Genomic DNA, 11,214 nt, shown 5'->3' on the forward strand with positions numbered 1-11,214 from the left:
GGCGGGTGCAGGCCGAAGTTCGGCTGGCCGGTCGCGACCTGCTGGACCAGGCGGTTGCCGCGGCACGGGCGGCGCAGCCGGCCTGGGCTGCCACCAACCCGCAGCGCCGCGCCCGCGTGATGTTCGCCTTCAAGGCGCTGGTGGAGTCCGAGATCGACAAGCTCGCCCATGTGCTGTCCATCGAGCATGGCAAGGTGCTGGCCGACGCCAAGGGTGACATCCAGCGCGGGCTTGAGGTGATCGAGTTCTGCTGCGGCGCGCCGCATGTGCTGAAGGGCGAGTTCAGCCATGGCGCCGGGCCGGGCATCGATGTCTGGGCGTTCCGGCAGCCGATCGGCATCGGGGCGGGCATCACGCCGTTCAACTTCCCGGCGATGATCCCGATGTGGATGGCCGGTGTCGCCATCGTCACCGGCAATGCCTTCATCCTGAAGCCGTCCGAACGCGATCCCACCCTGCCGCACATGCTGGGCGATCTGTTCAAGCGCGCCGGCCTGCCCGATGGCATCTTCAGCGTCGTCAATGGCGACAAGGAGATGGTGGACGCAATCATCGAGCATCCCGACATCGCCGCGATCAGCTTCGTCGGCTCTTCAGACGTGGCGGAGTATATCCACAGCCAAGGCTGCGCTCGCGGCAAGCGGGTGCAGGCGATGGGCGGCGCCAAGAACCACGCCATCGTGATGCCCGATGCCGATCTCGACCAGGTGGTGCGTGATCTCACCGGCGCGGCCTTTGGCAGCGCGGGTGAACGCTGCATGGCCCTCCCCGTTGTGGTGCCGGTGGGCGAGGAGACCGCGACACGCTTGCGCGCGATGATGCTGCCGGCGATGGCGAAGCTCAGGATCGGCACCTCGACCGACCCTGACGCCGATTATGGCCCGGTGGTCACCGCCGCCCACAAGGCGCGCATCGAAAGCTACATCCAGATGGGCGTCGATGAAGGCGCCGAGCTGGTGGTGGATGGCCGCGGTTTCACCCTGCAGGGCCACGAGGATGGCTTCTTCATCGGCCCCAGCCTGTTCGATCATGTCACGCCGGAGATGCAGAGCTATCGCGAGGAAATCTTCGGGCCGGTGCTGCAGATCGTGCGCGCGCCCGATTTCGAAACCGCACTGCAGCTTCCCAGCCGGCACCAATATGGCAACGGCGTCGCCATCTTCACGAGGAACGGCCACGTGGCGCGCGAGTTCGCTGCCCGCGTCAATGTCGGGATGGTGGGCGTCAACGTGCCGATCCCGGTGCCGGTTGCCTATCACAGCTTCGGCGGCTGGAAGCGCTCGGCCTTTGGGGACATCGGCCAGCACGGCATGGAAGGCGTGCAATTCTGGACCAAGCGCAAGACCGTCACCGGCCGCTGGCCCGATGGCGGCGGCGATGGTGGTTCGGCGTTCGTCATTCCGACGATGGGGTGAGACCTGGGGGGGTGAGGCGTGGCCTACGACCGGGTCGAAACCTGGCATGAATCGCAACCGGAAGGGGTGAGCGAAGAGTCCCTCATGGCCCACGCTGCGCTCTATCTGGCATGGCTGGCGCTGCGTGGGATGGTGGTGCCTGGCGAGGACAACGCTGCGGTTGATGCCGATCTGGCGGCGCGGCGGCTCACCCCGCTCGACTGGTACTGGGATCGGTTCGCCAACAGCTTCTACCCGGAAGACCTGACGCCGGCCGGCCAGCGCTTCACGGAAAGCTATTATGTGACCGGCTATGATGCCGATGCCGGGGAGGCCGACGATCTTGGCCCCTATTTCGACGACTATAGCGACGCCTTCCCCACCGGCGAGATGTTCGACGTGGCGGGCGACTGGGACGATTTCGAACGGCTGGCCCCGCGCATCGCCGCGCGCCATGCCGAATTTCTCGCAGGAGAGCTGAATTGAGTTACGAAACCATCCTCGTCGAACAGCGCGGCGCCGTCACGCTGGTGCGCCTCAACCGCCCGCAGGCGCTGAACGCGCTGAACAGCCAGGTGCTTGGCGACCTCATTGCGGCCTTCCGCGCCTATGACGCCGACGCCTCGCAGCGCTGTCTCGTCATCACCGGCAGCGAGAAGGCCTTTGCCGCCGGCGCCGACATCAAGGAAATGAGCACGCAGTCCTTCGCGGACATGTATGGCAGCAACTTCTTCGCCGGCTATGACCATGTGACGGCGACGAGGAAGCCGTGGATCGCGGCGGTCTCGGGCTTTGCGCTGGGCGGCGGCTGTGAACTGGCGATGATGGCGGACATCATCATCGCAGGCGAGAACGCGAAGTTCGGCCAGCCGGAAATCAAGCTGGGCGTCACCCCCGGGATGGGCGGTTCGCAGCGGCTGGTGCGCGCCATCGGCAAGGCCAAGGCCATGGAAATGTGCCTGACCGGCCGCATGATGGACGCCGCCGAAGCCGAGCGTTCGGGGCTGGTGGCCCGCGTGGTGCCGACCGAGACCCTGCTCGACGAGGCGCTGAAGCTGGCCGAGACGATTGCCGGCATGGCTCCGCTGGCCAGCATCGCCGTGAAGGAACAGATCGACGCCGCCTTCGAGATGAGCCTGAAGGAAGGCGTGCGCTTCGAACGCCGGCTGTTCCACGGCCTCTTTGGCAGCGCTGACCAGAAGGAAGGCATGGCGGCCTTCATCGAAAAGCGCCCCGGCAAATGGACAGGCAAGTAACATGGCGATCATCGCATTCATTGGCGTCGGCAACATGGGGGGTGGCATGGCCCTCAACCTGGTCAAGGCCGGGCACGAAGTCTGGGCGTTCGACCTGTCGGCCGACGCCCTGGCGCGCGTGACCGCAGGCGGCGCGACGGCAGCGGGTAGCGCTGTGGATGCCGCCACCGGGGCGGATGTCATCGTCACCATGCTGCCGGCCGGGCGCCATGTCCGTGCCGCCTATGAAGGCGAATTGTTTGCCGCCGCACAGCCTCATGCCGTGCTGATTGACTGCTCCACCATCGATGTCGCCACCGCCAAGGCGCTGGGCGAAGCGGCTGCGGCGCGCGGGCTGGCGATGGTTGATGCGCCGGTCTCGGGCGGCACGGCGGCGGCCGATGCCGGCACTCTCACCTTCATGGTGGGCGGGCCAGATGCGGCGTTCGAGCAGGCGCGGCCCGTGCTGGAAAAGATGGGCAAGGCGGTGATCCACGCCGGCGGACCGGGCATGGGGCAGGCGGCCAAGATCTGCAACAACATGATCCTGGGCGCCACCATGGTCGCCACCGCCGAAGCCTTCGTGCTGGCCGAGAAGCTGGGCCTGGACGCGCAGACCTTCTTCGACATCTCGTCCAAGGCGAGCGGGCAGAGCTGGTCGATGACCAGTTACTGCCCGGTGCCAGGCCCGGTGCCGACCTCGCCCGCCAACCGGGATTATGCCGGCGGTTTTGCCGCCGCGCTGATGCTGAAGGATCTGAAACTGGCGTGTGAAGCGGCACAGGGCGCCGGCGCCAGCGTGCCGATGGGCGCTGCTGCCGAAGCGCTCTACCAGCTGCTCGTCAACAACGGCGGCGGCGGCCAGGATTTCTCTGCAATCGTCAAATTGTTGCGCGGATGACCAGCCGCCCTTGACAGTCCGCCAGCGCGCCGGTTTCCTGACCGTTGCAGGGTCGCGGAAGACGGGGTTGCACCATGAAGGTCGCGCGACTGCTGCTGTTCGCCTTGTGCATCGTCGCGGCCCGGCCGGTGCTTGCGGCCGACACCGCCGGACCGCCGCCGCTGCGGCTGTTTGGCCAGCTTCCTGCCATTTCGTCCATCAAGCTGTCGCCGGATGGACGCCGCTGGGCAGCGGTGTTCGACGCCGAGGACAGCGCCCAGGTCCAGGTGCGCCGCCTCGCCGATGGCGAGCTGCTGTCCGTCGCCCCGGCGGAAAAGGCCAAGCTGCGCAACGTCATGTGGGTGGGCAACGATCATGTTGTCGTCACCATCTCCACGACGACGGCGGTGACCAACCTCAACTTTGGTGCCAAGGGCGAGTGGTTTCAGCTGCTCGCGCTCGATCTCGCGAAGGACAAGCGCTGGCGGCCCCTGCTGGGCGGCATCGAGAATGCGATGAATGTGGCAGCCGGCGCGCCCACCGACGTGCTGCGCGATGGCAAGCCATTCGTGTTCGTGCCCGGCTGGGAGTTCAAGGGCACGCGCGGAGTGATTTCGCTGTTCGAAGTCAACCTGAAGTCCATGACGTCCCGCATTGTCGAAAGCGGCAACGTGTACACGGTCGACTGGCTGGTCGGCCCCGATGGCCGCCCTGCGGCCCGGGTCGATTATGATCAGGAGTCCGGCCAATGGAGCCTGTTCGGCGCCCGCGACGGACGCCTCACCCGGCTCTATGCGGAAAAGGCCCTGCAGGATCCACCCAGCCTGATCTCGTTCGGGCGCAGCCCCGGCACGTTGCTGATCAATCGCAGGCAGGCCGAGGGTGGCGCTGACTTTGAACTGAATCTCGCCGATGGCACCCTCACCGGGCCGCATCCCGAACTGGCCGGGGACCGGGTGGTCCTCGACCGGGTCAGCAAGACGGTGATCGCCACGGTCGATACCGGGCTGGACCGCAGCGACTATCGCTTCTTCTCGCCAGCAGATCAGGCGCTGTGGCGCGCCATCGCCAAGGCCTTCCCCGGCGAGCAGGTGCGGCTGGCCAGCTGGAGCGCGGACCGCAAGACCGCCATGCTCGAAGTGGACGGGCCAACGAACGGCCTGTCGCTGTGGACGCTGGACCGGGCCAGCGGCCGCGCCGAATTCATGGTCGACGTCTATACCGGGCTGGGGCCAGAGCAGCTCAGCCCGGTGAAGAGCTTCACCTACAAGGCGGCCGATGGGCTGGCCATTCCGGCCTATCTCACCCTGCCGCGCGGTCGCGCGCCCAAGGGCCTGCCGCTCATTGTATTGCCGCATGGCGGGCCGGCATCGCGTGACGTGCCGGGGTTCGATTGGTGGGCGCAGGCACTGGCCAGCCGTGGCTACGCCGTGCTGCAACCGCAGTTTCGTGGCTCCGATGGCTTCAGCACCACCCTTCTCGAAGCCGGCTATGGCCAGTGGGGCCGCAAGATGCAGACCGACCTTTCCGACGGCGTGCGCCACCTGGTCGGTGAAGGCACGGTGGATACCGGGCGGGTCTGCATTGTCGGCGCCTCCTACGGCGGCTATGCCGCGATGGCCGGCGTGACCGTGGAACAGGGCGTCTATCGCTGTGCATCGGCGATTGCCGGCATCTCCGATTTGCGGCGCATGCTGGCGTCCGAACGCCGCGAGGCGGGCGATAGCAACACACTTACCCTGCGCTTCTGGCAGCGGTTCATGGGCGCCAGCAGTGTGACCGACCGGTCAGTCGATGCCTATTCGCCTGCCCTGCTCGCCGGTCGGGTGAGCGTGCCGCTGCAGTTGATCCACGGCAAGGACGACACGGTGGTGCCGATCGCCCAGAGCCGGGCGATGGCCGATGCGATGCGGAAGGCCGGAAAGCCCGTGGAGGTCCTGGAACTCGCCGGCGAGGACCATTGGCTGAGCCGCCCCGTCACCCGCATTGCCATGCTGGAAGCGCTGGTGGCCTTCCTGGAGAAGCACAACCCCCCGAACTGAACCGGTGCGACGTGACTGCGGTGGCGTTTTGCGCCCGCCCGCGCTATGGCCCGCGCCGACATGCAACCGCCGATCACCCTCGCGCTGCCCAAGGGCCGCATCCTCAAGGAGGCGCTGCCGCTGCTGGCGCGTATCGGCATCGTACCGGAACCGGATTTTTCGGACGAGAACAGCCGCAAGCTAACCTTTGCGACCTCCCGCGATGACGTGCGGGTGATCCGGGTGCGCAGCTTCGATGTGGCGACCTTCGTGGCCTTTGGCGCGGCGCAGCTGGGCATCGCCGGCAACGACGTGCTGATGGAGTTCGATTTCTCCGAAATCTATGCGCCGGTTGATTTGGGTATCGGCAGGTGCCGCCTGTCGGTGGCGCAGCCGGCGGCGCTGGACCCCGATCTCTCGCGCCTCTCCCACGTGCGGGTGGCGACCAAATATCCGGCGCTGACCCGCCGGCACTTCGCCGCGCGCGGCCTCCAGGCCGAGGTGATCAAACTGAACGGCGCGATGGAGCTGGCGCCGCTCGTCGGCCTGTCGAGCCGCATTGTGGACCTGGTTTCGACCGGCAAGACGCTGGCCGAGAATGGCCTGGTCGAGGTCGAGGTGATTGCCGAGATCAGCAGCCGGCTGATCGCCAACCGTGCCGCCTTCAAGACCGACAGCCGCGTGGTGACCATCATCAACGCGCTGCGCGACCTCACGGAAAATGCCGATGCCGCAGCGGCTTGACGCGCGCGCGCCGGAGTTTGCCGCGGCCTTTGCAGCGCTGGTCGATGCCAAGCGCGACGATGCCGCCGATGTGTCTGCCACGGTTGCCGGCATCATCGCCGATGTGAAGGCGCGCGGCGATGCGGCGGTCGCCGAACTCACCGCACGCTTCGACCGGGTGCAGCTGGATGCCGCCGGCTGGGAGTTGACGGCGGCCGAGATGGACGCGGCACTCGCCGGCCTGTCGCCCGACCTGCGCGCCGCGCTCGATCTGGCGGCCACGCGCATCCGCGATTTCCACGAGCGCCAGAAGCCGGTGGGCAACGACGCCGTTGACACCGCCGGCGTGCGCACCGGCGTGCGCTGGACGCCGGTGGATGCCGCCGGCCTCTATGTGCCGGGCGGGCGGGCCGCCTATCCGTCGTCCGTGCTGATGAACGCCATTCCCGCCGTGGTGGCCGGCGTGCGCGATCTGGTGATGGTGACACCGACACCCGATGGCGCGATCAACCCGCTGGTGCTCGCCGCCGCGCGCGTCGCCGGCGTGTCCCGCGTGTTCCGGGTGGGCGGCGCCCAAGCCATTGCCGCGCTCGCCTTCGGCACGGGCCGCATTCCGAAGGTGGACGTGATCACCGGGCCGGGCAACGCCTTCGTCGCCGAGGCCAAGCGCCAGCTCTATGGCACGGTCGGCATCGACATGGTGGCCGGGCCATCGGAGGTGGTGATCGTGTCGGACGGCGGCTCGAATCCGGACTGGATCGCCGCCGATCTCCTTGCCCAGGCCGAGCATGATCCGGTGGCGCAGTCCATCCTCATCACCACGTCAGCCGCCGAGGCCGATGCGGTGGAAACGGCCGTGGCGCGCCAGCTCGAAACCCTGTCAACCGCGGCCGTCGCCGGTGCGTCGTGGCGCAACTTCGGCGCCATCATCACGATCGGCGACCTCGCCGATGCGCTGCCGCTGCTCGATGCCCTGGCGCCCGAACATGCCGAACTGATGGTCGATGATCCGGACTGGCTGTTCCAGCGCATGCGCCATGCCGGCTCGGTGTTCCTCGGCCGCCACACGCCGGAGGCGGCGGGCGACTATCTCGCCGGGCCGAACCATGTGCTGCCCACCGGGCGGCGGGCGCGCTTTGCCTCTGGCCTCTCGGTGGCGGATTTCATGAAGCGCACCACCTTCCTCGATTGCGGGCCACGGGGACTTGCTGCCATCGGCCCGGCCGGCGCGGCGATTGCCGACGTGGAAGGGCTGGCCGCCCACGCCGCCTCGATCCGGCTGCGGCTCCGCTAGATCCCGTACACCGCCCGCTCGAAGGCGTTCAGCACGTCCAGCGCGGCCTGCTCGCCGAAGGGCAGGTGCTGCATGCAGATCACCGCGGCGATGTCGTTTTCCGGGTCGATCCAGTAATAGCTGTTGGCGATGCCGCTCCACGCCAGGCTGCCGGCGGCGCGGCCATCGGGGCCGGGTTCCGGGTTGATCAGGAAGCCAAGCCCCCAGCCGCAATCCATGCCGGGGAACAGATCGGTGTCGCTGCTGAAGCCCGGCAGGTTGGTGACCAGGCGGCCCGCTGGCATCGTCACCTGGTTGGTGGACATGTCGATCACGGTTTCGGGCTTCAGGATGCGGGCGCCGTTCAGCTGGCCCCGGTTCAGGATCATGCGGCAGAAATGCAGATAATCGCGCGCGGTGGAGATCAAGCCGCCGCCGCCGCTCTGGAACTCGGCCTTCTCGCCGCCGCCGAAATGCACCGGAAAGGCCGCCAGGCTGCCATCGGGCAGGCGGGCATGCAGCGGCACCAGCCGCGCCTTCACCGCGTCGTCGAAGGCAAAGCTGGTGTCGGACATGCGCAATGGCCCGGTGACATGGCGGGCCAGCCAGTCGCCCAGCGTCATGCCGGAGGCCGCCTCCACCGCCAGCCCCACCCAGTCGGTGGAGACGCCATAGATCCAGCGGGTGCCGGGATCGGCGAGCAGCGGCAGCTGGATGCTGGCCAGCGTGCCGGGCGCCGCCGGGTTGTACTGGCGCCACTGGGTCAGCTCGGCCGACATGAACTCATAGCCGAGCCCCGAGGTATGGGTGAGCAGCTGCCGCAGGGTGATTGGGCCGGCGGCGGGGCGGGTGACCGGTTTGCCGCCATCATCAAAGCCTTCCAGCACCTGCGGGTTGGCGAGCGCCGGTAGCGAGGTGCCGATGTCCTCATCCAGCGCCAGCCGGCCCTGTTCCACCAGCTGCATTGACGCCACGCTGGCCAGCGCCTTGGTCATCGATGCGATCTGGAACAGGTCGTCCTGTGCCAGCGGCGGTCCGCCCGGTCCCTTGGTGCCCACCGTCACTTCGCCAATGGTGCCGGCGCTGTTGCCGACCACGGCGACGGCGCCCGGAATATTGCCGGCAGCCAGGCTGGTTTCGAGGGCGTGGCGGATACGATCGAGCATGGTGACCTCCGGGCGAGACCTTAGGCGAGATGCCCGACGCCCGGCCCCTCCCGCAAGCGCGAGGACAGCGGCGCGGCCATTGTCGTCAGGCTCGCATCCTCAAGTGGATGCGAGTCCTCAATGCCGGAAGTGGCGCATTCCCGTGAAGACCATCGCCAGCCCGCGCTCGTCGGCCGCCGCGATCACGTCCTTGTCGCGGATCGAGCCGCCGGGCTGGATGATGGCGGTGGCGCCGGCTTCGGCCGCGGCAATCAGTCCGTCGGGGAAGGGGAAGAAGGCGTCGGAGGCGACGCAGGAACCGATGGTCCTCGGCTGCGGCCAGCCGGCAGTCTCGGCCGCATCGATGGCCTTCCTTGCGGCGATGCGGGTGGAATCGAGCCGGCTCATCTGGCCGGCGCCGATGCCCGCCGTGGCGCCGCCATTGGCATAGACAATGGCGTTGGATTTCACGTGCCGTGCCACGGTCCAGGCAAACATCAGGTCGGCCCATTCGGCCTCGGTGGGCGCGCGCTTCGTCACCACCTGGCAATCGGCCCGCAGCACGGCGCCATTGTCCCGGCTCTGCACCAGCATGCCGCCCGAGATCGGTTTCAGCATCAGCCCCGACCGGCGCGGATCGGGCAGTTCGGCGATCAGCAGGCGCAGATTCTTCTTGGCGGCGAAGATGCTCAGCGCGTCCTCGTCGGCACCGGGCGCGATCACCACTTCGGTGAAGATGCCGGTGATGGCCTCGGCGGTGGGGCCGTCGAGCGGCTGGTTGACCGCGATGATGCCGCCAAAGGCCGATACCGGGTCACAGTCGAAGGCCTTCTTGTAGGCATCGGCGAGGGTGGTGCCGGTGGCGACGCCGCACGGATTGGCGTGTTTGATGATGGCGCAGGCCGGACCGCTGTCGCGCCACTCGGCGATCAGGTCGAGCGCGCCATCGGCATCGTTCAGATTGTTGTAGCTGAGCTCCTTGCCCTGCAGCTGGCGCGCCGCGGCGAGGCCATGGGGCCTGCCCTGCGGCAGGTAGAGCGCGGCCTGCTGGTGCGGGTTCTCGCCATAGCGCAGCGTCTCCTTGTGGCTGAGCGCCAGGGGCAGCACGGCCGGGAACTGTTCGCCCTGGTCGGCAAAGGCGAACCAGCTGGCCACGGCGGCATCATAGGCGGCGGTGTGGGCGAAGGCGGCAGCGGCGAGCTGGCGGCGCAGGGCCAGCGGGGTGGCGCCGGCGTTGCCGTTCAGCGCGGCGATGAACCCGTCATACTGATCGGGGCTGGTCAGGATGGCGACGGAATCATGGTTCTTGGCGGCCGAGCGGACCATGGCGGGGCCGCCGATGTCGATATTCTCGATGATGTCCTCGCGCGGGGCGCCCTTGGCCACGGTGGCGGCAAACGGGTAGAGGTTGATCACCGCCAGGTCGATGGCGCCGATGCCGTGGGCCTGCATGGCGGCGACATGCTCGGGGTTGTCGCGCAACGCCAGCAGGCCGCCGTGCACGCGCGGGTGCAGCGTCTTTACCCGACCGTCCATCATCTCCGGGCTGCCGGTCAGCTCGGCCACGTCCTTCACCGCATGGCCCAGCGCCCGCAGCGCCGCCGCCGTGCCGCCGGTTGACACCAGCTCCACTCCATGCGCCGCCAGCGCCGCCGCCAGCGGTTCCAGCCCGGCCTTGTCGGACACCGACAGGAGGGCGCGGCGGATGGGAACGAGATCGGTCATGGTGGCGGGCCCCTCAGGCAGGGATGGCGGCGGTGATGTCTGTGTGCGGCGTCCGCCTAGCGGCTTGGCGCCGGCCTGTCAGCCCAGAAACGATGGCCAGAAACGCTGCCCTGAAACGCTGGCCGCTATTTGCTGGCGCGGGTGAAGCTCCAGTGGATGTCAGCGGCGCATCTGTCGGTCCGGCCGCTGATCACCAGCTGCTGGGTCCGGTGGATCACGCCGTTGCCATCCACCCATAGCGAGGGCTCGATCAGCAGCCGTCCCTCGCCGGCCGTGATGCGCGTCTTGAACGCCCAGATGCGCCCCCCCGCCGTCTTCATGAGGGCGCCCAGCCCGTCGGCGGTGGGGGTTGCCGAAACGCCGGCGCCCAGATGGAAACGCACGTCGAAGCCGCGCTCGCTGCGCCGGGCGAACAGCCGCGCAGGTGCAGCCTCGATCGTGTCCTCGCCGGCCAGTTCGCTGCCATCGCCAGCCAGGAACAGCCGCCGCCGCACCAGCAGGCCCAGTCGCCGGGCATAGCCATTGTGGCTGGCCTCCAGCAACTGGCCCTCGGCGTTCGTGCGGGCGGCCACGGTCACCTCTTCCACGCCGGCGCCCAGGGTGCCGTCGTCGCGGATACGGGTGGAATTGGTGTCGGCGATCACCAACGTCGAATGCGCCGCCGTGGTAGCGAGGCCGCTGGCCAGCGCCGGCGCCAATGGCCCGGCCGTGCTGCGCTCCAGCCCGCGCCGGCCGCCGCAGTTGGTAACCAGCCGATCCGACCCGTCACTCATCTCGAAGGCCAGCGTGCCGGCATGGCCGCTGTTCGACAGGCGGGC

Annotated in this window: 10 protein-coding genes; 7 read left to right on the forward strand and 3 right to left on the reverse strand. The window is 68.3% G+C overall.

Translation table 11 applies throughout. The annotated features are described in order from the left end of the window. The 7 genes from GJV64_RS06740 to hisD all read left to right on the forward strand — a co-directional run. Positions 1-1,415: CoA-acylating methylmalonate-semialdehyde dehydrogenase (locus GJV64_RS06740; protein ID WP_164156504.1), on the forward strand; the 1,415-nt coding region annotated here is incomplete at its 5' end. A gap of 18 nt (positions 1,416-1,433) precedes the next feature. After that, on the forward strand, positions 1,434-1,880 hold the full coding sequence (locus GJV64_RS06745; RefSeq protein WP_164156505.1) for a DUF7832 domain-containing protein: 447 nt from the start codon (positions 1,434-1,436) through the stop codon (positions 1,878-1,880). Continuing rightward, on the forward strand, positions 1,877-2,650 hold the full coding sequence (locus GJV64_RS06750) for an enoyl-CoA hydratase (protein ID WP_164156506.1): 774 nt from the start codon (positions 1,877-1,879) through the stop codon (positions 2,648-2,650). The genes GJV64_RS06745 and GJV64_RS06750 overlap by 4 nt, the downstream gene beginning before the upstream one ends. After that, complete coding sequence (gene mmsB, locus GJV64_RS06755; protein WP_235927632.1) at positions 2,586-3,530, forward strand: 3-hydroxyisobutyrate dehydrogenase; 945 nt, start codon at positions 2,586-2,588, stop codon at positions 3,528-3,530. Before GJV64_RS06750 ends, mmsB begins: the two co-directional genes overlap by 65 nt. Positions 3,531-3,604: 74 nt before the next feature. Continuing rightward, a complete protein-coding gene (locus GJV64_RS06760; RefSeq protein WP_164156508.1) occupies positions 3,605-5,551 on the forward strand; it encodes an alpha/beta hydrolase family protein in 1,947 nt (648 codons plus the stop codon). Positions 5,552-5,611: 60 nt separating this feature from the next. After that, positions 5,612-6,274 (forward strand): ATP phosphoribosyltransferase, encoded by a 663-nt coding sequence (gene hisG / locus GJV64_RS06765; protein WP_164156509.1) that lies wholly within the window; start codon positions 5,612-5,614, stop codon positions 6,272-6,274. Further along, positions 6,258-7,547, forward strand: coding sequence for a histidinol dehydrogenase (hisD, locus tag GJV64_RS06770; RefSeq protein ID WP_164156510.1), 1,290 nt, complete (start codon positions 6,258-6,260; stop codon positions 7,545-7,547). The genes hisG and hisD overlap by 17 nt, the downstream gene beginning before the upstream one ends. On the opposite strand, the gene GJV64_RS06775 is transcribed toward hisD, so the two are convergent. From GJV64_RS06775 to GJV64_RS06785, 3 genes are all read right to left on the reverse strand, one after another. Next, the gene (locus GJV64_RS06775) at positions 7,544-8,692 is read right to left on the reverse strand and encodes a serine hydrolase domain-containing protein (protein ID WP_164156511.1); all 1,149 of its coding nucleotides are present in this window, start codon (positions 8,690-8,692) and stop codon (positions 7,544-7,546) included. The genes hisD and GJV64_RS06775 overlap by 4 nt on opposite strands. 117 nt (positions 8,693-8,809) lie before the next feature. Then, entirely contained in the window at positions 8,810-10,396 is a 1,587-nt protein-coding gene (gene purH, locus GJV64_RS06780) for a bifunctional phosphoribosylaminoimidazolecarboxamide formyltransferase/IMP cyclohydrolase (protein ID WP_164156512.1), read from the reverse strand. Between the two features lie 125 nt (positions 10,397-10,521). Then, positions 10,522-11,214 (reverse strand): heparinase II/III family protein (locus GJV64_RS06785; protein ID WP_205599553.1); only part of this gene is annotated, 693 nt, incomplete at its 5' end.

The sequence above is a fragment of the Sandarakinorhabdus rubra genome, from assembly GCF_010994245.1.
In the GTDB taxonomy this organism is placed as follows: domain Bacteria; phylum Pseudomonadota; class Alphaproteobacteria; order Sphingomonadales; family Sphingomonadaceae; genus Sandarakinorhabdus; species Sandarakinorhabdus rubra.

Excerpts from the sequence above, each read along its gene's own strand:
- hisD (WP_164156510.1), top strand. The coding sequence starts at position 6,258 with ATGCCGCAGCGGCTTGACGCGCGCGCGCCGGAGTTTGCCGCGGCCTTT.
- GJV64_RS06775 (WP_164156511.1), bottom strand. The coding sequence starts at position 8,692 with ATGCTCGATCGTATCCGCCACGCCCTCGAAACCAGCCTGGCTGCCGGC.
- purH (WP_164156512.1), bottom strand. The coding sequence starts at position 10,396 with ATGACCGATCTCGTTCCCATCCGCCGCGCCCTCCTGTCGGTGTCCGAC.
- GJV64_RS06760 (WP_164156508.1), top strand. The coding sequence starts at position 3,605 with ATGAAGGTCGCGCGACTGCTGCTGTTCGCCTTGTGCATCGTCGCGGCC.
- hisG (WP_164156509.1), top strand. The coding sequence starts at position 5,612 with ATGCAACCGCCGATCACCCTCGCGCTGCCCAAGGGCCGCATCCTCAAG.